The sequence below is a fragment of the Tsukamurella sputi genome (assembly GCF_007858445.1).
Taxonomy (GTDB): domain Bacteria; phylum Actinomycetota; class Actinomycetes; order Mycobacteriales; family Mycobacteriaceae; genus Tsukamurella; species Tsukamurella sputi.
In genome coordinates, this window is the sequence record NZ_VIGV01000001.1 from 240,685 (window position 1) to 263,666 (window position 22,982).

Here is a 22,982-nt window from a genome sequence, read left to right on the forward strand (position 1 = left end):
CAGGGACTCGACAACGGGCGTTGTCGGGGGTAGGAACAGTGGTGTGACCACTCTCGATTCCCCGCGATCGATCCCCGCGCGGCACCCCGCACGCCCGCGCAGAGTGCCGCCGGGCATCCGGATGGTGAGCATGGCCCTGCGCCTCCCGGAGCCCACCGAGGCCGAGTTCCGCCGGTTCGGCGAGCTGCTCACCGTCGGGGACGCTCCGATGGACGAGCTCGTCGACTGGATCTACGAGGACCGGGACATCCGCAAGCCGATGTTCGACCGGGCCCTGAACGAGGGCATCGCGTCGGTACCCGAGGCACCGTCGCAGCTCCGGGAGTTCTTCGAGGACATGGAGACCGCCCCGGATTGGGTGGACTGGGACCAGATCCTCCTGGGCGGGCAGCTCATGCGCAGCGGCGGCGCCGACGGCTTCTCCATCGCGCGCGATGTGGCCCTGATGGGCGGCTACCTCTTCTCGGGCTTCAATCAGACGCTGTTGCGCACCGGTGCGCTCGAGAAGGGCTCGAACAAGCGGTTCGCGGAGACCTCGCAGTGGGCGCTCGACGTGATCGTGCCGGACGGTCTGCGGCCGGGCGGCGCGGGGTACCGCTCCACGCTGCACGTCCGGTTCATCCACTCGATGGTGCGCCGGCACGTGACAGCACTTCCCGACTGGGACGCGGAGACCTACGGCCTGCCGATCAACCAGACCGACATGGCGGCGACGCTCGTCGGCGCACTGATCGCGCCCGTTGCCACGGGGACCGGGATCGGCATGGTCGCGAGCCCCCGGGAGTACGAGGCGGCAGCGCACCTGACGCGATACGTCGGCCGCCTGATGGGCGTGCACGACGACTTCCTGCCGCACAGCTTCCGCGACAGCCTGCGCATCCTGTTCCAGACCTCGCGCGCCCTCTCGACGCCCGACGAGACCAGCCGGGCGCTCGCCCAGCCCATGGCCGACGACCCGATGATCTGGAACTACCGCCACCTGCGCGGACTGCGGCGCCGGATCGCCCGCTCACAGCACCTGTCGATCGCCACCGCCTACCTGGGCAGGGCCGCGATGAAGGAGCTGGGCGTCCCGTCGACCCTCCCCTGGTACCCGGCCCTGCGCATCCCGTACCACCTCGCCGAGTCGCTGTTCATCCAGCTGACCGGCGGCCGCGAACGCGCCGCCCGCCGCGGCGACGCCAGCCAGGCGAAGTTCATGCGCATGCTGAACGAGGAGGCCGCCATCGGCCACTCGGCCCAGCACGTCACCGCATAGCCCAACATCTTTCCAAGCGTTCTGCGACAGCCGCCACCGATTCCGTCGCAGAACGCTTCGAAAGATGTGTCACAGGGGATGCGTGGAGCGCACCGCCGTGTCGAACGCGAGCGGCCCGCACCGGATCCGGTGCGGGCCGCTCGCGTGAGGTCTGGGACTCAGCCCAGCGTCTCCATCCAGCCGTGGGTGTCCGGCACGGTGCCGCGCTGGATACCGGTGAGCGTCTCGCGCAGCGCCATGGTGATCTCGCCGGGCTGGCCGTCGCCGATCGTGAAGTCCTCCGACGCACCCTTGACCCGGCCGACGGGCGTGATCACGGCGGCGGTGCCGCACGCGAAGACCTCGGTGATGGCGCCGGACGCGACGCCCTCCTTCAGCTCGGTGACGGTGAACCGGCGGGCCTCGGTCTCGAAACCGGCGTCGCGCGCCAGCTGTAGCAGCGAGTCACGGGTCACGCCGGGCAGCAGCGAACCCGTCAGCTCGGGCGTGACGATGCGCGCCGAGGAGCCGGAGCCGAGCACGAAGAACAGGTTCATGCCGCCCATCTCCTCGATCGCCTCGTGCTCGAGGGCGTCGAGCCACACGACCTGATCGCAGCCCTGCTGCGCGGCCTGGGCCTGCGCGACGAGGGAAGCCGCGTAGTTGCCGCCGCACTTCGCGAATCCCGTGCCGCCGGGAGCCGCACGCACGTACTCGCGGGAGAGCCACACCGAGACCGGCTTCACGCCGCCCGCGAAGTAGGCGCCGGCGGGCGAGGCGATCACCAGGAAGCGGTAGCTGTTCGACGGCTTGACCCCGAGGGTCTCCTCGTCCGCGAAGATGAAGGGCCGGAAGTACAGAGCCTCTTCACCACCGGCGGCGGGCACCCACTCGCCGTCCACGGCCACGAGCTCCTTGAGCGAGTCCACGAAGACGTCCTCGGGCAGCGGCGGGATCGCGAGACGCTCGGCGGAGCGCTGGAAGCGCGCGGCGTTGGCCTCGGGCCGGAACGTGGCGATGGAACCGTCGGGCTGGCGGTAGGCCTTGAGGCCCTCGAAGATCTCCTGCGCGTAGTGCAGCACCGACGCGGACGGCTCCATCGGAATGGGCCCGTAGGGCAGCACCTCCGGGGCGTGCCAGCCGTTCGCCTCGTTCCAGCGGAGCGAGACCATGTGGTCGGTGAAGTACCTGCCGAATCCCGGGTTCGCCAGGATCTCGGAGCGCTCAGCCGCAGAGCGGGGGTGGTCGTTGCGGGTGAGGGTGAAGGCCGTGCCAGTTGTCATGGGAGATGATTCTACGACCCGCGCCCACCCGCGCGGGCCGTACCAATCAGTAGGAACCCCGAGTATTTTTCCGGGACGCCTGCAGAGCTACTTCGTGTTCGCCTCGACGAAGGGCGGCAGCACGACCTCGCACTCGATCGCGCGCCCGCGCACGTCCACGGTGACGACGGTGCCCTTCTCCACGCCCGCGGCGGAATCGATGAGTGCCAGGGCGATTCCCGTTTTCAACGTGGGGCTGAAGGTGCCCGACGTGGTGGTGCCGATCGGCGCACCGTCGGCGGAGAGGACCGTCAGATCGGCGCGCAGCACGCCCTTGCCGGTCGCCTTGAGCCCCCAGAGCCGCCGGGCGGGACCGGCCTCCTTCTCGGCCAGCAGCGCCTCGCGGCCCACGAACTCCGGCTTCTTCCAGCCGACGGCCCAGCCCGCGCGCGCCTGCACGGGGGTGATGTCGACAGTGAGCTCGTGCCCGTGCAGGGGGTAGCCCATCTCGGTGCGCAGGGTGTCGCGGGCGCCGAGGCCGGCGGGCTGGCCACCGCGGGAGGTGATCTCGGGCAGCAGGGCGCGGAAGACGGTCTCGGCATCGGCCCACGCGGGGATGAGCTCGTAGCCGTGCTCGCCGGTGTAGCCGGTGCGGCACACACGCACAGGAACTCCGGCCGGCCCGGAAAGCACTGCGTCCTCGTAGGCCATGTACTCCATGTCGGTGGGCAGCCCGACGGCCTGCAGCACCTCGGCCGACTTCGGCCCCTGCACCGCGAGCACGGCGTAGTCGCGGTGCTGATCGGTCACCGTGATCCCCTCGGGTGCGCGCGCCACGAGGTGCGCCACGACGGCGGCGGTGTTCGCGGCGTTGGGCACCAGGAAGAGCTCGTCGTCGGAGACGTAGTAGACGATGAGATCGTCGATGACGCCGCCGGACTCGTTGGTGCACAGCGTGTACTGCGCCTTGCCGGGATGGATCTTACCGAGGTCGGCCGAGAGCACGCGGTTGACGAAGTCCGCAGCGCCGGGCCCCGCCACGGTGGCCTTGCCGAGGTGGCTGACGTCGAAGATGCCCACGGCCTCGCGCACGGCGGTGTGCTCGCCCACGGTGCCCGCGTACTTGACGGGCATCGACCAGCCACCGAACGGAGCGAACGCCGCCCCCAGCTCGGTGTGCACGGCGTTCAGGGGTCCCTCGATCAACGTCTCGCTCATGCCCGGCACTCTAGTCCAGGGCCGCACTCCCCGATCGGCCCAACAGGCGCATCCCCTGATAGATCACGATCGCGGCGACCGACCCGAGCGCGATGCCGGTGAAGGTCACGTCCCCGACCGACCAGGTGAAATCGGCGATGCCGATGATGAGGGGCACGGCCGCCGTGAGCTGATTGATGGGCTGAGAGAAGTCGACGCGGGCCTGCACCCAGATCCGCACGCCCAGGATGCCGACGAGGCCGTACAGGGCCGTCGTGATGCCGCCCAGCACGCCCGGCGGGATCGAGGCGATCACCGCGCCCACCTTCGGCGACATGCCGAGCAGGATCGCGGCGACACCGGCCACCCAGTACGCGGCCGTCGAGTAGACGCGGGTAGCCGCCATCACGCCGATGTTCTCGGCGTAGGTGGTCGTCGCCGAGCCGCCGCCGGCGCCGGCGAGCGTCGTCGCCAGCCCGTCGGCGAACAGCGCCCGGCCCATCACCGGGTCGTAGTCCTCCCCCGTCATCTGCGCGACGGACCGGACGTGCCCCACGTTCTCGGCGACGAGCACCAGCACGACGGGCAGGAACATCGGCAGTACCGCCCAGGAGAACGACGGGGCGTGGAACTCCGGCAGGCCCACCCACGACGCGGCGGCGATGCGCGACGTATCCACCTCACCCCGGATCGACGCGACCGCGTAGCCGATCAGCACCGAGGTGAAGATCGCGAGCCGCCCCAGCATCCCCTTGAACAGCGCGAGCGAGGCGATCAGGCAGACCAGCGTGATGGTCGCTGTGACAGCGGCCTTCTCGTAGTTCGCCTTCGCGGCCGGCGCCAGGTTGAGACCGATCAGCGCGACGATCGCGCCCGTCACTACCGGCGGCATCAGCTTCTCGATCCACGCCGTCCCGACAAGGTGCACCACGCCGCCGATCAGCATCAGCAGCACGCCCACGGCGACGATGCCGCCCAGCGCGGAGCCCATGCCCTGCGACGCGGTGGCCGCGGTGATCGGAGCGATCACCGCGAAGCTCGATCCCAGGTAGCTGGGCAGCCGGTTCCCGGTGACCACCAGGAACAGCAGCGTCCCGATGCCCGAGAAGAGCAAGGTGGTGGCCGGCGGGAACCCGGTGAGCACGGGCACCAGAAAGGTGGAGCCGAACATCGCCACCACGTGCTGCACACCGATGCCGAGCGTCTTGGGCATGCTCAGCCGCTCGCCCGGCCCCACCACGTCGGTCCCGTCCACCTCGGTCCAGGTGAACCGCTCGCGCATCGTCATGCGCGACATCCTGGCAGGCGGGCCCGACGGTGTCCGCTACCGCCCCAGCACCGCGTCCAGGTGGTCGTTGGCGAAGACGCGGTCCGGGTCGAGTTCGTCGCGCACGGCCAGGAAGTCGTCGAACCGCGGGTACGCGCCGCGGAAGAACTCGGCGGTGCGGGTGTGCATCTTGCCCCAGTGCGGCCGGCCGCCGTGTTCGATCATGATCCGTTCGACCTCGGCGAAGTAGTCGCTGGGCTTGTCGCGCACGTACCGGTGCGCGGCGATGTACCCCGACTGCCGCCCGGACGCGGTCGAGAGCATCAGGTCATCGGCCGCGGCGACCCGTACCTCGATCGGGAAGGTGAGGTTCCAGTCGTGCTTCTCGGTCGCGGCCTTGAGCTCGGCGAAGGCGGCCATGGTGTTCTCCAGCGGCACCGCCCATTCGGTCTCGCGGAAGCGCACGGCCCGGTCGGTCGTGAGCACGTTGGTCGAGTAGTCGATCTCCGTGTGCTCCGAGAGCATCGACGTGGCGAGCGAGACCAGCCGCGGCGTCAGCGACGGGATCGCGCGTCCCGCCTCGCACACGGCGAGCAGCGCGCCGGTACCCACGACCTTGTCGTCGACGAACCTCTGCACCGCGCTGATCGGCTTGCGCTTGTGGTCACCCGGCCGCCGCGTCTGCGTCTTGGTGAGGGTGCCGTCGGTTCCGGGGAACCAGAAGAACTCGAAATGGTCCACGCCGCGCACGCGCTCGACGAAACCGTCCACCGTCCCCGCCAGCGACAGCGGCGCCTCGGTGGCTTCGAGGACGAAACGGTCGACGCACTGCAGCGTCACCTCGACCAGGATCCCGAGAGCGCCGAGTCCCAGGGCGACGGCCTTCAGCCGCGGGTCCTTCTCGCCGACGGTGACGACCTCTCCGGTCCCGGAGACCAGGGTCGCGCCGACCACCTGGGTGGCGATGCCGCCGAAGCCGAGGCCCGTGCCGTGCGTGCCCGTCGAGATGGCTCCGGCGATGGTCTGCCGGTCGATGTCGCCCAGGTTCGCCATGGCGAGTCCGTAGGGCTCGAGCAGCGCCGGGACCTCGTACAGGTGCGTCCCGGCGCGCAGCGTCACGCGCTTCGCGTCGACGTCGACGGTGACGAGCCCGCCCTGGTGGTCGGGGGCGAGCGCGACATCGCGCGGTGCCGCGATCGGCGTGAAGGAGTGCCCGGCTCCCACGGCCTTGACGGTGCCGCCGCGCTCGCGGGCGCGTTCGACGGTGCGCACCACGTCCTCGATGCTCCCCGGCCGCGAGACGTAGGACGGGAAGGCCGACGCGGTGCGCCCCCAGTTCCGCCACTCGCCCACCGAGCCGGTCAGCTGATCGAGCCCCGGGATCCACTTGTTCACAGGAAGCACTTCCCCTCGCCGCGGTAGGTCGGGACCGTGGCGTGCACGGCACCGTCGGAAACGATCACCAGGTCGTCGGCGTGCTCGGCCGGCTCCCCGGCCTTGGTGTGCCGGAACCAGACCCGGTCGCCCAGGGAGATCCGCCCGGCGTGCTCCCCCGTCACCGGGGTCTGCACCTCGCCGGCGCCCTCGCGCCCGGTCAGCTTCATGCCCTCCGGCCAGACCGGCAGCGGCAGGCGGTCGGATCCCGCGGCGCCGGAAGCTATCCAGCCGCCCCCGTGGCAGGTCACGGTCTTCTCGTCGGGGCGGCGCACCACGGCGAGGCCGAAGCCCATCGCGGGTGCCGGGCGGAAATGCGAGTAGCCGTCGAACAGGTGCGGGCCGTAGAGGCCGCTGCCCGCCGCGATGTCGGTGACGTTGGGATCCTCGGCGTTGCGCTCCAAGGAGCCGGTGCCGCCGCCGTTGACGAACTCCAGATCGGCGATGCGGCGCAGGTCCGTGAGGATCTCGAGACGGCGGCTCACGAGCTCGTCCCAGGACGCGCGCTGCATCGTGCGCAGCAGCGCGCCCGCGCCGGGCCGGCGGATGCTGAGGTCGCCCACGCCGGCGATCTGGGCGTCGTAGGTCATGACCCCGACCAGCCGGAATCCCTTGCGGCCGGCCACCGTCGCGGCGAGCACCGAGGCCTCCGCCCGCGTGCGGACGGGCGAGCGGCGCGCACCGATCGCCCCGACGGCGGGCGCGTGGTACGAGGCGTCGACGTCGATGCAGACGCGCAGCTCCGGGCGCCGGCTCGGCGGAACCGCGGCGTCGATGATGTCGAGTTGTTCGGCGTCGTCGATCATCAGCGTCACGCGCATCGCCGCCGCGGGGTCGGCCGCGAGCGCGGCGATCGCGCCGAGGTCCGCGCTCGGGTACGCCACCACCACGTCGGTGCATCCGGGGCGGGCGGTACCGGTGTGGTCGACGCCGTCCGCGGCGAGCCAGTGCGCCTCCGCGACGTCGTAGGCGAGGACGCCCGCGTACCCCGGCACGCGCAGCAGCGCGTCCAGCACGGGCCGCGATCGGATCGACTTCGAGGCCACGCGGATGGGCTTGCCCGCGGCGCGGCGCAGCATGTCGGCGACGTTGTAGCGCAGGGCGGTGAGGTCGGCGGCGAGGATCGGCGCGTCCAGGCCGTGCGTGGCGGCGTCGATGGTCGCCCAGTACCCGGCCGGGTCGATCTCCCAGTCGCGGTCGGACGACGACGGCGCCGCCGCCAGATCCAGCTCGCCCGCTCCGGTCGTGGTCTCGCCCGTGCCGTTCCCCGTCATGAGCATCGATCGTACGTGCGGCGGGACCGGTTCAGCGCGGCGTGACCGCAGATCCCCCGTCCGCGGCCGGGATCGCCCCGCCCCGCGCTGCGGAATCCGCCCGCACCTCCCCCGGGGTCCGGCCCGTCCAGTGCACGAAGGCACGCCGGAAGTCTCGGACGTCGGCGAATCCGACCGCCTCCGCGACGGTCCGCAGCGGCGTCTCGGTGGCCCGGAGCAGGTGTTCGGCGCGCTCGCGCCGCACCCGCGCGTGGATGGAGCGGAAGGATTCGCCCGCCTCCGCGAGCTGGCGGCGCAGGGTCCGCTCGCCGGTGTTCAGTTGGCGGGCGACGCCCGCCATCGAGAGTGGACGGCGGAGGTCCGCCAGCAGCAGCTGCTCGACGGCCCAGACGTGGTCGAGGTCGCGCGCCTCCGCCGCGCCGCCGATCGCCCGGCACGCGGCGAGTGCGGCCGCGTGCACCGCGGGCTCGCGCCGCGGCAGGGGCCTCGTCAGCAGGTCGCGCGGCACCGTCATCGCGCCGACGTCGGCGTCGAAGCGCACGGGGCACCCGAACCGCGCGCCGTACGCGTCGGCGTACGGCGGAGCGGGGTACGGCACCGCGACCGCCGACGGCGCCCAGTGCTCGTCGCCGAGCGCCGAGCGCAGCAGGGTCGTGGCGCTCAGCAGGGTCTCCTCGCACAGGAAGGGAAGGATCTCCGCGTCGGCCGTCCGGGGGACGACGGTGAGCCGGACACTGTCGTCGTCCGCGTCGATCGCGAAGTCCACGAGGCTGCCCGCGGCCTGGTGGTACTGCAGCCCGGCGGCCACGGCGCCTTCGACGTCGTCGGCCGTCTGCACCGCGACGCCGAGCATGCCGAAGGACTGCAGCAGTGGGCGCGCGCCCGCCTCCAGCCCGAGGGGCCGCCCGGGCAGCGCCCGGACCGCCTCCAGGAGGAAGCGCACCACCTGGGGGAAGGCGAGTTCGAGGTCGGCGGCCGGGACGGCACGCCGGATGCCGGACCGCTCGGCCCACTCCGCCACGGGGAAGCCCTCCCGCGCGAGGGTCTCCATCAAGTGGACGACGACGGGGGCGGGCATCACCGCGGCGTACCCTGCGGCCCCGGGCGGCGGCGCGCCCTGCTGTCCCAGGCGTAACATCCGTACAGGCAAGCACATCCGCCGCCCCGACGAGAGGAAACCCCTTGAGCACGCCGTTCACCGGACCCGCCTTCACGCTGACCGACGACCTCGGGGCCGCGACCGACGCGCTGATCGTGGGCGTCTTCTCCTCCGCGGCGGAGGACGGGCCGGCGATCGCGCTCGACGGCGGCGTCCCCGATGCGGCGCGCGGCCCGATCGTCGAAGCCCTCACCCTGCTGGGGGCTGAGGGCAAGGCGGGCGAGGCCGTCCGCATCGCCACCCCCGCCGGGACGGGCGTGGGTGCGGCGACGGTGCTCGGCGTCGGCCTGGGCGCCGAGGAGAAGGTGACGGCGGAGGCGGTCCGGCGGGCCGCCGGTGTCGCGGCACGGGCGCTCGAGGGCACAGCGACGGCGGCCACCACCCTGTCGTCGATCGACCTGGCGGCCACCGTCGAGGGCGCCTTCCTCGGCGCCTACCGGTACGCGGAGTTCCGCACCACCTCCGCCCCGAAGAAGGAGACGCTGGGCGCCCTGGCGCTGCTGTCCGCGCCCGCCTCGGAGGCCCTCGCCGACGAGGCGCGCGGCACCGTCGAGCAGGCCCGGCTGACCGCCGCGGCGGTCGCGCTCGCCCGCGACTTCGTCAACACCCCGCCGAACGTCCTCTCCCCCGGCGAGTTCGCCGATCGCGCGCAGCGCCTGGGCACCGCCGCGGGCCTGGAGGTGGAGGTCTTCGACGAGGGGTACCTGGAGGCGAACGGCTACGGCGGCATCGTCGGGGTCGGCAAGGGCAGCTCGCGCCCGCCGCGCCTCGTGCGCCTGCGGCACGTCTCCGGGGTCGACGGGGCCAAGCACATCGCGCTGGTCGGCAAGGGCATCACCTTCGACACCGGCGGCATCTCCATCAAGCCGGCCGCGGGCATGGAGCAGATGACCTCGGACATGGGCGGGGCCGCGGCGGTCATCGCGACCGTGATCCTGGCCGCACAGCTGGGCCTGCCCGTCGACGTGACCGCGACCGTGCCGATGGCGGAGAACATGCCCTCGCACACCGCGCAGCGCCCGGGCGACGTGCTCACCCAGTACCCCGGCGCGGAGAAGGGCGGCATCACCGTCGAGGTGATCAACACCGACGCCGAGGGTCGGCTGATCCTCGCCGACGCCATCGTCCGCGCCTGCGAGGACCGGCCGGACTACCTGATCGACACCGCGACGCTCACCGGCGCGCAGATGGTGGCCCTCGGCACCCGCACTCCGGGCGTGATGGGCACGGACGCCTTCCGCGATCGCGTCGCGGAGCTCTCGCAGTCGATCGGCGAGAACGGCTGGGCCATGCCCTTCCCGGAGGAGCTGCGCGCCGACATCAATTCGCGCGTCGCGGATCTGGCCAACGTGAGTCCGCACCGATGGGGCGGCATGCTCACCGCCGGCGTGTACCTCAAGGAGTTCGTGGCCGACGGGGTGCAGTGGGCCCACATCGACGTGGCGGGTCCGGCGTTCAACACCGGCGGGCCCTTCGGATACATCACCAAGGGTGGCACGGGCGTGCCGGTTCGCACGATGCTCGCGGTCCTCCGCGACATCGCGCAGCGCGGCTGACGTCCCGCCCGCTGGGAGTTACCGGCGAGTAAGCCCCCAACCGCCGCGCGGACCCGAGCCCTGAGGGTAGGGTCAGGTGTCGGTGGAGGCCACCAGCCGAAGCCCGCGTTCAGCTCGTATCACAGCAGATAACCGAACCTGAGGAGTCAGAGGAAATGGCCTTCTCCGTCCAGATGCCGGCACTCGGCGAGAGCGTCACCGAAGGCACCGTCACCCGGTGGCTCAAGCAGGAGGGCGACACCGTCACCGTCGACGAGCCCTTGCTCGAGGTCTCCACCGACAAGGTCGACACCGAGATTCCCGCTCCGGCATCGGGCGTGCTGCTGAAGATCCTGGCCCAGGAGGACGACGTGGTCGAGGTCGGTGGCGACCTCGCCACCATCGGTGAGGCGGGCGAGTCCGCCCCTGCCGCTTCGACTCCCGCCCCCGCCGCCGAAGCCGCCCCCGAGCCCGAGCCGGCCCCCGCCGCCGCCCCGGCGGAGCCCGCTGCTCCGGCGGAGCCCGCTGCACCCGCCGCACCGTCGGCTCCCGCCTCGGGCACCGAGGTGAAGATGCCCGAACTCGGCGAGTCGGTCACCGAGGGCACCGTCACCCGCTGGCTCAAGAGCGTCGGCGACGAGATCGCCGTCGACGAGCCGCTGCTCGAGGTCTCGACCGACAAGGTCGACACCGAGATCCCGTCGCCGGTCGCCGGGACCCTGCTGGAGATCAAGGCCGACGAGGACGATGTGATCGCGGTCGGCGGTGTGCTCGCCATCGTCGGTTCCGGCGCTCCCGCTGCCGCCGCCCCCGCGGCTCCGGCTCCCGCTCCCGAGCCCGCCGCGGCTCCCGAGCCCGCCGCGGCTCCCGAGCCCGCCGCGGCTCCCGAGCCCGCCGCGGCTCCCGAGCCCGCCGCGGCTCCCGAGCCCGCCGCGGCTCCCGAGCCGACCCCGGCCCCCGCCGCGCCGGCGGCCCCGGCTCCCGAGCCGACCCCGGCTCCGGCCGCCGCAGCCCCTGCCGCACCTGCCCCGGCCCCTGCTGCTCCCGCTGCACCGGCCGCGTCGTCGTCGGACTCGACCCCGTACGTGACCCCGCTGGTGCGCAAGCTGGCCGCGGAGAACAACGTCGACCTGAACTCGGTCAAGGGCACCGGCGTCGGTGGCCGCATCCGCAAGCAGGACGTGCTCGCCGCGGCCGAGGCCGCCAAGGCACCCGCCGCTGCGGCTCCGGCCGCTGCCGCCCCCGCGGCCGCCGCGCCGGCGGCACCGTCGGCCCCCAAGGGCGCCCGGCCCGAGCTGGCCGCGCTCCGCGGCACCTCGCAGAAGACGAACCGCATCCGCCAGATCACGGCGAAGGTCACCCGGGAGTCGCTGCAGGGTTCGGCGCAGCTCACCCAGGTCTTCGAGGTCGACTTCAGCAAGATCGTGGCGCTCCGCGCGCAGGCGAAGGCCTCGTTCAAGGCCAACGAGGGCGTCAACCTCACGTACCTGCCCTTCATCGCGAAGGCGGTCATCGAGGCGCTCAAGGTGCACCCGAACGTCAACGCCTCGATCAGCGACGACTTCAAGGAGATCACCTACCACGGTGGCGTGAACCTGGGCATCGCGGTCGACACCCCGCAGGGTCTGCTCTCGCCGGTGATCAAGAACGCCGACGACCTGTCGCTGGCAGGCCTGGCCCGCGCCATCGTCGACCTGGCGGAGCGCACCCGTAACAGCGGCCTCAAGCCCGACGAGCTGTCCGGCGGCACCTTCACCATCACCAACATCGGTAGCGAGGGCGCGCTCTTCGACACCCCGATCCTGGTCCCGCCGCAGGCGGCGATGCTGGGCACGGGCGCGATCGTCAAGCGCCCCGTCGTGGTCAAGGACGCCGCGGGCACCGAGTCCATCGGCATCCACCCGATGGCCTTCCTGCCCCTGACCTACGACCACCGCCTCATCGACGGTGCCGACGCGGGCCGCTTCCTCACGACGGTCAAGCACCGCCTCGAGGAGGGTGCGTTCGAGGCCGATCTCGGCCTGTAGCCACCGCACGGACATGGAACGACGGGTCGCCCTGGCCGGATCGTCCGGGCTCATCGGCAGCGCGCTGTCACGAGCCCTGACCCGGCGGGGCGACACCGTCGTTCCGCTCGTTCGGGGGGATTCCGGTCCCGGCCTGCCCTGGGATCCCGCCCGCGGTGACGTCCCCGACCTCACCGGTTTCGATGCGGTCATCGTCCTCAACGGATCTCCCATCGCGGGACGCCGGTGGACGGGCGCCGTGAAGCAGGAACTGCGCGACTCCCGGATCGAACCCACTGCCGCGCTCGCCGACGCCGCCGCGCGCGGCGGCGTGCCCGTCTTCCTCGGAGCGAGCGCGATCGGCGTGTACGGCGATGCGGGCGAGACCGAGTGCGTCGACGGCCCGTCCAGCACTCCGGCGGGGTCCGGCTTCCTTGCGAGCCTGTGCACGGAGTGGGAGGCCGCCGCCGCCCCAGCGGCGGCCGCCGATGCCGCCGTCGCCCACCTGCGCTTCGGTCACGTCCTCTCCGCCGCGGGAGGCCTGCTGCCGGTGCTGCGCCGGGTGTACCGGCTGGGCCTGGGTGGGCGTCTCGGCAGTGGCCACCAGTGGATGTCCTGGATCTCCCGCGACGACGCCGCTCGCGCGGTGCTGCACGTGCTGGACGGGGCCTTCGACGGCACGATCGCCGGGCCGGTCAACATCGTCGCGCCCACGCCGGTGCGACAGCAGGCCTTCAGCGAGGCGCTGGGACGGGAGGTGAGCCGCCCCGCCCGGTGGGTGGTGCCGCGGTTCGCGCTGCGCGCGGCCGTCGGGGAGATCGCCGACGAGGGCCTGCTCACCTCGCAGCGCGCCGTGCCCGTGGTGCTCCGCGAGAGCGGATTCCGGTTCGCGCACACCACACTTCCCGCGGCACTCGCCACGGCCATGGCCGACGAGGCGTAGCGTCGAGACCATGCCCGCTCGCTCCGCCCGCGCAGACTCCGCTCCGATCGTCGTCGAGGACCTCGGCACCGTCGGTTACCAGGAGGCCTTCGACCTCCAGCACGACCTCGCGAACCAGCGCGCCGACGGCACCATCGGCGACCGCCTGCTCCTCCTCGAGCACCCGCCCACGTTCACCGCGGGCAAGCGCACCGAGCCGCAGGACCTACCGAAGGACGGCAGCACCGTCATCGACGTCGATCGCGGCGGCAAGATCACCTGGCACGGCCCGGGCCAGCTCGTCGGCTACCCGATCATCAAGCTCGGCTCGGCGATGGACGTGGTGGACTACGTGCGCCGGATCGAGCAGGCCCTCATCGAGGTCTGCCGGGGGCTCGGTCTGTCGGTCGGCCGGGTCGACGGACGCTCGGGCGTCTGGTTCCCCGCCGACGGTGTGCGCCCCGAGCGCAAGGTCGCCGCGATCGGCATCCGCGTGGCCCGCGGCGTCACCCTCCACGGCTTCGCGCTCAACTGCGACAACACCCTCGGCGGCTTCGACGCGATCATCCCCTGCGGCATCCCCGACGCGGGCGTGACCACGCTGAGCTCCGAGCTGGGCCGCGATGTCACCGTCGGTGAGGTGCGCGAGGCGGTCGTGGACGCCGTGCAGCGCGCGCTCGACGGTGACCTGCCCGTCACCGACGCGACCCTGCACGCCGCCGAACACGCCTGATCGTCAGGACCGGTCGTCGCCGGTCCTGTCCTCCCCCACAGCGCGGGCCCAGGTCTGCGCCCACAGCTCCAGCGGCCCGAGGGCCAGCAGGAGCGCACGCCCCTGATTGGTGAGCCGGTACGACCCGTCGGAGGCCTGCGCGACGATCTTCGCCGCCAGCAGCTCGGAGAGCCGCTGCGAGAGCGTGCTCGACGAGATCCCCTGGATGTCGTTGCGCAGGTCCGAGAAGCGCGACCTGCCGAACCGCAGCTCCCAGACGATCCGCACCGCGTAGCGGCGGCCGAACAGGTCGAGCGCGGCCATCATCGGACGCCCCGTCTCCGATCCGCGGACCCGTCGGCCGGGCAGCGGTTCGGTGGCGTCGTCGCCGATCGCCTCATCGTGACTCACATCACACCTCCCCCGGAATCCGTCGAACGTCACGGACGCTACCCCGTTGTCCCTCACACCCCGTTGGGTTAGCGTCCTCAGCAACCAAGTCTAGTTCGAAATTTGGACCAAGTCCCGGCTGCATCCCGAGACATTTCTCTCACCGGGTCCGATCTTCGAAGGACTCCGTCGGGAGAGGCAAGCCATGTCCGATCAGCCCTCGAGAACCTCGTTCACCACGCGCCTCGGGCGCTGGTGCGTCCGGCACGCCGCGTGGGTCCTGCTGTTCTGGCTCGCGCTCGCAGGCGTCCTCACCGTGGCGGTCCCCCAGCTCGAGCAGACCGTGCACAAGCACTCTGCGCCCTTCATCCCGGGCGACCTGCCCGGCGTCGACGGCCTGCGCGCCATGGCGCAGGAGTTCGGCACCCCGTCGTCCACCGCCCAGGGCAATGTCATCGTCGCCGCGCAGGACCGGATCGGCCCGGCGCAGGAGGAGTACTACCGGGCCCTCACGACGGCGCTTCAGGCCGATAAGGAGCACGTCGCCTACGTCATCGACACCTTCGGCAGACCCGCGGCCCGCGAGGTGGGCCTCAGTCCCGACGGCAAGGCCATCAATCTGCTCGTCGCCGAGGTCGGCGACATCGGCTCCACGCGCGCGCAGTCGAGCACGGAGGCGATCCGGGAGACGATCCGCTCGATCCCCGCGCCCACCGGCACCACCGTCGAATTCACGGGCACCGCGCCCACGCTCTCGGACCTGTTCACCGCGATCGACTCCTCCCTCCTGGTCATCACGGCGGTCTCGGTGGCGCTCATCATGGCGCTGCTGCTCGTGACCTACCGCTCCGTCGGCGCCGCGCTCGTACCGCTGCTGACCATCGGGCTCTCGCTCGCCGTCGCCCGGCCCATCGTCTCGCTCCTCGGCGAGCACGAGGTGATCCCCGTGTCCAACTTCTCCATCGCGATCATGACCGCGATGGCGCTGGGCGCCGCCACCGACTACGCGATCTTCGCCGTCGCCGGGTTCCACGAGGCGCGCCGCGCCGGGGCCCCGTCCGACGAGGCCGCGGTCGCCGCGTCGACCCGCGTCGGCCGGATCATCGTGGCCTCCGCCCTGACCATCGCCGTGGCGAGCGGCGCCATGATCTTCTGCAAGGTCGGCATCTTCGTCACCGCCGGCCTGCCCACGACGATCTCGATCGTCGTCACATGTCTGATCGCGCTGACGCTCCCGCCGGCGCTGCTGCGCTACCTCGGCGCCCGCGGCTGGGTCGAACCCCGGCCCGGCACCGAGAAGCGCTGGCGGCGCACCGGTGCGAAGGTGATGCGCCGCGCCGTGCCACTCTCGGCGGCCGCGCTCGTGGTGCTGCTCGCCGCCGCGGCGGCGCTGCCCAGCATGGTGATCGGCTTCGACGAGAACCGGATGCAGCTGCGGGCCACCGACTCCCGCAACGGCTACGAGACCGTGATGCGGCACTGGGGCGTCAACGAGGCGGTCCCCGAGTTCCTCCTGATCCGCGCCGATCACGACATGCGCAACACCCACGACCTCGCTGCGCTCGAAGCCATCGCGATCGGTGTGGGCAATCTGCCGCAGGTCGCGTACGTCCGCTCGATCACCCGGCCCGACGGCAAGCCCATCCCGGAGTCGGCGGTCGGCTACCAGACGCAGCAGGTGGCGAACGGCCTCGGCGATGCGAACCGCCAGCTCAAGGACGCCTCCCCGCAGCTCAAGGCCCTCGCCTCCGGCGTGGACCAGCTCAACGCCGGGGCCGGCGAGGCGTCACGCCGGGTGCCGGAGCTCGTCGCGGGCACGCAACGGGTGACCGGTCTCGTGTCCGGCGTCCTCGACGCGCTCACCGCGGCGCAACAGGCCCTCGCCACCGCGAGCGGCGGCACCGTCGACGTGGACGGCGCGACCCGCCTGCTCCGCAGTGCCGTCACCACCCTGACCGTCGCGGCGGACGCCGTCCGCACCGCACAGCAACAGCAATCGGCCGCGACCTCCGGGATCAGCACCGTTCTCGGGCCACTGGTGGGACCGATCTCCCCCGCGTGCTCCGCCGACGCGAACTGCCGCGCATCGCACGAGGCCTTCGCCCAGCTCGACCGGACGACGGGCGGCGCCGCGTCCACGGCGGTCCGGGCGGCGACCGCCGCGGTCCCGCTGCCGGCGGGGACGACCGACCGGGCGAGCACCGCGCTCGCGCAGGCCGACGATGCCCTGGCCCGGCTGCAGGGGCTCCTCAAGGGTCTCGGCGGGCTCAGCCCGGAGCAGGTCAAAGCGCAGCTGGCCGAGCTCAATTCCGGTGTCTCCCAGCTCAGCACCGGGCTCGCGCAGCTGAGCACGGGCCTGGGCCAGGTCAAGACCGGTACCGACCAGGTCGTCGAGATGACGGGCCGCTTGCAGGCCGGGCTGGGTACCGCCACCGACTACCTCACGGGCCTCAGCGCCGGTACCGCCGACGGCCCGGGCCGCGGCTTCTACCTGCCGACGCAGGGCCTGCAGTCGGACCGGTTCGTCGACGGCTCGCGGGTCCTGATGTCGCCCGACGGCAAGTCGGCCCGGATGCTCGTGGTCTGGAACATCAATCCGTACTCCGATGAGGCGCTCAACACCGCAGCGTCGATCCCGGCCGCGGCCCGGGCTGCGGCGCAGGGAACGGTCCTCAAGGACGCGACGATGGACGGCTTCGGCCTGGCGTCGATCTCGGCACAGATGCGCGACCAGGTGCTGCGTGACTTCCTGCTGTTCGGCCTGGTCGCGGTGATCGGCGTCTTCCTCGTGCTGCTGGTGCTGCTCCGATCGGTGATCGCGCCGCTGCTCATGGTCGCCACGGTGGTGCTCTCCTTCGCGGCGGCCGCGGGTGCCTCGGTGCTGCTCTGGCAGCACGGCCTCGGCATCCCCGTCGACTGGTCGGTGCTGCCGATCGCGTTCATGGCACTGGTCGCCGTGGGCGCGGACTACAGCATGCTGTTCGCCGACCGGATCCGCGAGGAGGCCGCGGGCGATTCGACAGTGCGGGGTGTGCTCCGCGCCTTCGGCACCACGGGCAGCGTGATCACCACCGCCGGACTGGTCTTCGCGATCACCATGTTCGCGCTCATGAGTGGCAGCGTGATCAACCTGCTCCAGATCGGTTCGACGATCGGCATCGGCCTGCTGATCGACATCGTGGTGGTGCGCACCGTCTTCGTGCCCGCTGCGATCACCGCCCTCGGCGACCGCGTGTGGTGGCCGTCGAAGCCCTGACGGTCAGTTCGGAGCGGGCCGGCGCGGGGTGGCCGCGCCCCCGAGTCGGACGGAGGCGAGGCACAGGAGCGCCGCACCGAAGGCGAACCCGGTCGCCGTGACGGCGAACCACGGGCCGCCGACCCCGAGCGCGCCGAGCACCGAGGTGCCCGTCGCGATCCCGGCATTGGTGGAGGCGTTGTTCCAGCCGAGCACGGCGGCGCGGTTGCCGGGGTCCGCAGCGGAGAGGTAGGTCTGCTGCGCGGAGAAGAACGCTCCGCCGCCGGCGCACCACACCGCGATGGCGGCGATCGTGACAGCGGGGACCGTGGCCGTCGTGGCCACAGCGACTCCGGCGGCGACGACGAGCGCCGCGCACGCGGGCACCCAGGCCGGATGCACGCCCCGGCGGGCCGAACGATCGACGACGATGCCGGTCCCCACCGAACCGGCCATCGACCCGATTCCCACCACCAGTCCGACGAGGCCCAACGCGGTCAGGCCGTAGCCGAAGCGTTGCGAGAGCAGAACGCCGACGTAGGTGTACGCGCCCAACCGGCCCGCCTGCAGGAGCAGAGACGACGTGAAAGCGAGCGCTATCCGCCGATCACGCCAGGGTGCGAACAGGCCTCCCCGCTCTGCGCCGGAATCGGCGGGGTCACCGGACGGCAGGCGCACGGCCATCACCGCGGCGACCGCGACCATGGGTACTCCGATCAGCAGATACGGCGCGCGCCACCCGAGGCCGGTGGCGAGCAGCGCACCCAGCGGGACGCCCAGCACCTGCCCGCCCGCGTACGCGGCGGCACCCAGCGAGACGGCCCGACCTCGCTGCGCGGGCACGGCGCGTTCCGCGAGGTACGCCCAGATCGACGGCGCGCCGAGGGCCGCACCGAGCCCGGACAGGGCACGCGCCGCGACGAGTAGCCCGAGCGACGGCGCGACGTAACTGAGGAGGTCCGCCACGGCGAACACCGCCATGCCGGCGGCGATCGCGTACCGGCGCGGAAGCCGGTCCGAGATCCGGCCGAAGAGCGGACCGGTCACCGCGTAGCAGAGGACGTAGGCGGTCACCACGTTGCCGGCAGCGCCGGTCGACGCACCGAAGGAGCGCGCGATGTCGGGAAGGAGCGGCGCGACGAGGTTCATCTCGGCGCCCATGAGGAAGAAGACGAGGTAGAGCACGACGAAGGTGCCCCACGGGGTCCTCCCCTGCGTCATGCCCGCACCTCCTACCGGGCTCAGGTTAGATGGTCGAACAATCGCGGGCGAGCAGGCGTGACCCGCGACACCGTCGGGCCTCGGCAGCGGGCGTAGCATGAACGGGGTGAGTACCCCGGAGAACCCCCGCAAGCTACTCCGCCTCGAGGTCCGTAACGCACAGACCCCGATCGAGCGCAAGCCGAACTGGATCCGCACGCGCGCGAAGATGGGCCCTGAATTCACCGAGCTCAAGGGCCTCGTCAAGCGTGAGGGCCTCCACACGGTGTGCGAGGAGGCGGGCTGTCCCAACATCTACGAGTGCTGGGAGGACCGCGAGGCCACCTTCCTCATCGGCGGCGAGCAGTGCACCCGCCGGTGCGACTTCTGCCAGATCGACACGGGCAAGCCCGCGGAGCTCGACCGTGACGAGCCGCGGCGCGTCGCCGAGTCGGTCCAGGCGATGGGCCTGCGTTACTCCACCATCACCGGTGTCGCCAGGGATGACCTGCCCGACGAGGGCGTGTGGCTGTACGCCGAGACGGTGCGCCAGATCCACGCACTGAACCCGAACACGGGCGTCGAGAACCTGATCCCCGACTTCCACGCCAAGCCGGAGCTGCTGGCCGAGGTCTTCGAGTCGCGCCCCGAGGTGCTGGCGCACAACCTGGAGACGGTGCCGCGCATCTTCAAGCGCATCCGCCCCGCCTTCCGTTACGAGCGTTCGCTCGACGTGATCCGCCAGGCGCGCGACTTCGGCCTGGTCACCAAGTCGAACCTCATCCTCGGTATGGGCGAGACACCCGAGGAGGTCACGGAGGCGATGCGCGACCTGCACGACGCGGGCTGCGACATCATCACCATCACGCAGTACCTGCGCCCCTCGCCGCGGCACCACCCCGTCGAGCGATGGGTCAAGCCCGAGGAGTTCGTCGAGCACACCGCCGCCGCCGAGGAGATGGGCTTCGCCGGTGTCATGGCCGGGCCGCTCGTCCGCTCGTCGTACCGCGCGGGCAAGCTCTACGCGAAGGCGATGGCGCACCACGGCCGCCCGATCCCGGAGAACATGGCGCACCTGACCGCCGAGGGCGATGCCGCACAGGAGGCCACGTCGGTTCTGAGCCGCATGGCCGCCGCCGCGAAGTAGAACATTAAGCTGGGAGACATGGCACAGGACAAGGCAGCGGCCGACAAGCTGAAGGCGCAGAAGGCCGAGGCGAAGCGGGTACGCAGGGCCGCTTCGAAGGAACGTCGCAAGCAGATGTGGCAGGCGTTCCAGATGCAGCGCAAGGAAGACAAGGCGCTGGTACCGATCATGATCGGGGTGTTCGTCGGCGCGATCGTGCTGTCGATCGGCCTCGGAGTCCTGATCGGGCAGCCGTGGTGGATGTTCCTCATCCTCGGCGTGTTGCTGGGCGCGCTGGGCGCGTTCATCGTCTTCACCCGTCGCCTCGAGCGCAGCGTGTACACCAAGAACGAGGGCCAGGTCGGCGCGGCCGGCTGGGCGCTCGACAACATGCGCGGCTCGTGGCGCGTGACCCAGGCCGTCGCGCGCACGACCCATGCCGACGCGGTGCACCGCGTCATCGGCAAGCCGGGCGTGATCCTCGTCGCCGAGGGCAACGAGGGCCGGATCAAGGGCCTCCTCGCGCAGGAGAAGAAGAAGACGGCTCGCGTCGTGGGCCAGACCCCGATCTACGAGTTCACCGTCGGCAACGGCGAGGGCCAGGTGCCGCTCCGGAAGCTGCAGCGCTCGCTGAACAAGCTCCCGTCGAACATCAACGGCAAGAAGATCGACGAGCTCGAGGGGCGCCTCGCGGCCCTCTCGAACCGCAGTGGTGGCGCGCAGATGCCGCGCGGACCGCTGCCGCAGGGCGCCAAGATGCGGAGCGTGCAACGCACCGTCCGGCGCAAGACCGGTTCGAACTGACCAACGCCTCGGGGCCCGCGCACTGCGGGCCCCGAGTCCGTTCTGGCGCGTCGCCCGCGCGGGCCGGTTCGACGGGGTGCTAGCGGGACCTCACGACGATGGTGCCAGTGGCGCGGTCCTGCATCCCGCGGCCGTCCACGTCCTGGATGAGCGGCGGCACGATGAAGACGATCAGCAGGTTGCGGGCCAGGGCACGGATGAATCCCACCCGCATCTGCGGGTTCTCGATCCGGGCGACGCGGATGCCTGCGAAGTACTGCCCCGGAGTGAAGCCGAACAGCGTCACCGACAGCACGCCGACGACGAACCAGATGCCCAGGGCCAGCGTGTCGTAGGACGTGGGCTCCCCCGCGAAGACCTTGCTCGGGCCGGAGATCGCCACCGCGATCAGCGCGGACGGCAGCCAGTCGAGGAACAGGCCGATCACACGGCGACCGGACCTCGCGACCGACCCGGCACCGTCGCGCGGCAGGCCCAGCTGCTGGCCCCGGTAGTCACCGTGGGAGCCCTCCGGCAGAGCCGCAGAGGCACCGGACAGCCATGAACCCGTTTCTCGACGCATGACCTTCAGGGTACGTGGGACGGTGTCCGATCTGCTCCGCGGAGGCGCGCGATGTGTAACACCGTTGAAACATTCCGTTAGTTCTCGGGCAACACCTCGTCCATAACGTTCATTCTCGTAACCTCGGTGGTGGTGCGAACGGTACGACCGTGAAGTCCACCGCCGGACGACGAAGGAGCAAGTAACAGGTGTTCACTACCAAAGAGGAACTTCTCGACTACCTGAAGAAGGAGAACGTCGAGTACGTCGACATCCGCTTCTGCGATCTCCCGGGCACGATGCAGCACTTCTCGATCCCGGCGTCGGCGTTCGACGAGAGCGTCTTCGAGGACGGCCTGGCGTTCGACGGCTCGTCGATCCGCGGCTTCCAGTCGATCGACGAGTCGGACATGATGCTCCTTCCCGACGTCACGACCGCGCGCATCGATCCCTTCCGCGCCGCGAAGACCATGAACGTCTCGTTCTTCGTGCACGACCCCTTCACCCGTGAGGCCTACTCGCGCGACCCGCGCAACATCGCGCGCAAGGCCGAGGAGTACCTGCTCAGCACCGGTATCGCCGACACCTGCTTCTTCGGTGCCGAGGCCGAGTTCTACATCTTCGACTCGGTCTCCTACGACTCGTCGATCAACGGCTCCTTCTACGAGGTCGACTCGATCTCGGGCTCGTGGAACACCGGCCGCCCCGTCGAGGAGGACGGCTCCCCGAACCGCGGCTACAAGGTCAAGACCAAGGGCGGCTACTTCCCCGTCGCGCCGTACGACCACTACGTGGACCTGCGCGACAAGATCTCGACCAACCTGCAGAACGCCGGCTTCACGCTCGAGCGCGGACACCACGAGGTGGGCACCGGCGGCCAGGCCGAGATCAACTACAAGTTCGACACGCTGCTGCACGCCGCCGACGACGTCCAGCTGTTCAAGTACATCGTGAAGAACACCGCGTGGCAGGAGGGCAAGACCGTCACGTTCATGCCGAAGCCGCTGTTCGGTGACAACGGCTCGGGCATGCACGCCCACCAGTCGCTGTGGAAGGACGGCAAGCCGCTGTTCTACGACGAGGCCGGCTACGGCGGTCTGTCGGACCTGGCGCGCTGGTACATCGGCGGCATCCTGCACCACGCCCCGTCGCTGCTCGCCTTCACGAACCCGACGATCAACTCGTACAAGCGCCTGGTGCCGGGCTACGAGGCCCCGATCAACCTGGTGTACAGCCAGCGCAACCGTTCGGCCTGCGTGCGTATCCCGATCACGGGCAACAACCCCAAGGCCAAGCGCATCGAGTTCCGTTGCCCCGACAGCTCGGGCAACCCGTACCTGGCCTTCGCCGCCATGATGATGGCGGGCCTGGACGGCATCAAGAACAAGATCGAGCCGCACGCCCCGGTCGACAAGGACCTCTACGAGCTGCCGCCCGAGGAGGCCAAGGGCATTCCGCAGGCCCCCACGCAGCTCGCGGACGTCATCAACCGCCTCGAGGAGGACCACGAGTACCTCACCGCCGGCGGCGTCTTCACCGAGGACCTGATCGAGGAGTGGATCTCCTACAAGCGCGAGAACGAGATCGCCCCGGTCAACCTGCGCCCGCACCCGTACGAGTTCGAGCTCTACTACGACGTGTGATCGACTGAGCGTCGACCGGTTCGGCCCCGCACCTGCTC

General features: G+C 71.2%; 18 protein-coding genes. 9 read left to right on the forward strand and 9 right to left on the reverse strand.

Features of this window, described 5'->3' with window-relative positions:
• Nucleotides 1–43 precede the first annotated feature (43 nt).
• Entirely contained in the window at nt 44–1,258 is a 1,215-nt protein-coding gene (locus FK268_RS01160; protein ID WP_231706871.1) for an oxygenase MpaB family protein, read from the forward strand.
• Nucleotides 1,259–1,416: 158 nt separating this feature from the next.
• Here FK268_RS01160 and FK268_RS01165 read toward each other — a convergent pair whose 3' ends face one another.
• The 6 genes from FK268_RS01165 to FK268_RS01190 form a co-directional block, all read right to left on the reverse strand.
• Nucleotides 1,417–2,520, reverse strand: a complete 1,104-nt coding sequence (locus FK268_RS01165) for a branched-chain amino acid aminotransferase (protein ID WP_146430349.1) — start codon at nt 2,518–2,520, stop codon at nt 1,417–1,419.
• Between the two features lie 87 nt (nt 2,521–2,607).
• The gene (gene gcvT / locus FK268_RS01170; RefSeq protein ID WP_146430351.1) at nt 2,608–3,717 is read right to left on the reverse strand and encodes a glycine cleavage system aminomethyltransferase GcvT; all 1,110 of its coding nucleotides are present in this window, start codon (nt 3,715–3,717) and stop codon (nt 2,608–2,610) included.
• A 10-nt stretch (nt 3,718–3,727) separates the two neighbouring features.
• On the reverse strand, nt 3,728–4,984 hold the full coding sequence (locus tag FK268_RS01175) for a uracil-xanthine permease family protein (protein ID WP_438695949.1): 1,257 nt from the start codon (nt 4,982–4,984) through the stop codon (nt 3,728–3,730).
• 36 nt (nt 4,985–5,020) lie between these two features.
• Nucleotides 5,021–6,358, reverse strand: a complete 1,338-nt coding sequence (locus FK268_RS01180) for a D-arabinono-1,4-lactone oxidase (RefSeq protein ID WP_146430353.1) — start codon at nt 6,356–6,358, stop codon at nt 5,021–5,023.
• On the reverse strand, nt 6,355–7,671 hold the full coding sequence (locus FK268_RS01185; RefSeq protein ID WP_146430354.1) for an alanine racemase: 1,317 nt from the start codon (nt 7,669–7,671) through the stop codon (nt 6,355–6,357). Before FK268_RS01185 ends, FK268_RS01180 begins: the two co-directional genes overlap by 4 nt.
• 31 nt (nt 7,672–7,702) lie before the next feature.
• A complete protein-coding gene (locus FK268_RS01190; RefSeq protein ID WP_158636011.1) occupies nt 7,703–8,809 on the reverse strand; it encodes an AraC family transcriptional regulator in 1,107 nt (368 codons plus the stop codon).
• 44 nt (nt 8,810–8,853) lie between these two features.
• Here FK268_RS01190 and FK268_RS01195 point away from each other — a divergent pair, with 44 nt between their 5' ends.
• The 4 genes from FK268_RS01195 to lipB all read left to right on the forward strand — a co-directional run bounded on the left by FK268_RS01195 (nt 8,854) and on the right by lipB (nt 14,026).
• Nucleotides 8,854–10,386 (forward strand): leucyl aminopeptidase, encoded by a 1,533-nt coding sequence (locus FK268_RS01195; protein ID WP_146430358.1) that lies wholly within the window; start codon nt 8,854–8,856, stop codon nt 10,384–10,386.
• A 155-nt stretch (nt 10,387–10,541) separates the two neighbouring features.
• Nucleotides 10,542–12,392, forward strand: coding sequence for a 2-oxoglutarate dehydrogenase, E2 component, dihydrolipoamide succinyltransferase (gene sucB / locus FK268_RS01200; protein WP_146430360.1), 1,851 nt, complete (start codon nt 10,542–10,544; stop codon nt 12,390–12,392).
• Nucleotides 12,393–12,405: 13 nt separating this feature from the next.
• Entirely contained in the window at nt 12,406–13,314 is a 909-nt protein-coding gene (locus FK268_RS01205) for a TIGR01777 family oxidoreductase (protein WP_146430362.1), read from the forward strand.
• 10 nt (nt 13,315–13,324) lie between these two features.
• Nucleotides 13,325–14,026: a lipoyl(octanoyl) transferase LipB gene (lipB, locus tag FK268_RS01210; protein ID WP_146430364.1), complete on the forward strand. Its 702-nt coding sequence runs from the start codon at nt 13,325–13,327 to the stop codon at nt 14,024–14,026.
• A 3-nt stretch (nt 14,027–14,029) separates the two neighbouring features.
• Here the strand turns inward: lipB and FK268_RS01215 are convergent, their stop codons facing one another.
• Entirely contained in the window at nt 14,030–14,416 is a 387-nt protein-coding gene (locus tag FK268_RS01215; RefSeq protein WP_231706872.1) for a winged helix-turn-helix transcriptional regulator, read from the reverse strand.
• 184 nt (nt 14,417–14,600) lie between these two features.
• Here FK268_RS01215 and FK268_RS01220 point away from each other — a divergent pair, with 184 nt between their 5' ends.
• A complete protein-coding gene (locus FK268_RS01220) occupies nt 14,601–17,651 on the forward strand; it encodes an MMPL family transporter (protein ID WP_146430366.1) in 3,051 nt (1,016 codons plus the stop codon).
• A 3-nt stretch (nt 17,652–17,654) separates the two neighbouring features.
• On the opposite strand, the gene FK268_RS01225 is transcribed toward FK268_RS01220, so the two are convergent.
• Nucleotides 17,655–18,851, reverse strand: a complete 1,197-nt coding sequence (locus FK268_RS01225) for an MFS transporter (RefSeq protein ID WP_146430368.1) — start codon at nt 18,849–18,851, stop codon at nt 17,655–17,657.
• Between the two features lie 97 nt (nt 18,852–18,948).
• On the opposite strand from FK268_RS01225, the gene lipA reads away from it, so the two are divergent.
• Together lipA and FK268_RS01235 are read left to right on the forward strand one after the other, a co-directional pair.
• Nucleotides 18,949–19,977, forward strand: coding sequence for a lipoyl synthase (lipA, locus tag FK268_RS01230; protein ID WP_146430370.1), 1,029 nt, complete (start codon nt 18,949–18,951; stop codon nt 19,975–19,977).
• Nucleotides 19,978–19,995: 18 nt separating this feature from the next.
• Nucleotides 19,996–20,760, forward strand: coding sequence for a DUF4191 domain-containing protein (locus FK268_RS01235; protein ID WP_146430372.1), 765 nt, complete (start codon nt 19,996–19,998; stop codon nt 20,758–20,760).
• Between the two features lie 79 nt (nt 20,761–20,839).
• Here FK268_RS01235 and FK268_RS01240 read toward each other — a convergent pair whose 3' ends face one another.
• Nucleotides 20,840–21,322 carry an RDD family protein gene (locus FK268_RS01240; RefSeq protein ID WP_146430373.1) on the reverse strand — a complete coding sequence of 161 codons (483 nt, stop codon included), beginning with the start codon at nt 21,320–21,322 and terminating at the stop codon, nt 20,840–20,842.
• 188 nt (nt 21,323–21,510) lie between these two features.
• On the opposite strand from FK268_RS01240, the gene glnA reads away from it, so the two are divergent.
• The gene (gene glnA / locus FK268_RS01245; protein WP_146430375.1) at nt 21,511–22,944 is read left to right on the forward strand and encodes a type I glutamate--ammonia ligase; all 1,434 of its coding nucleotides are present in this window, start codon (nt 21,511–21,513) and stop codon (nt 22,942–22,944) included.
• Nucleotides 22,945–22,982: the final 38 nt, after the last annotated feature.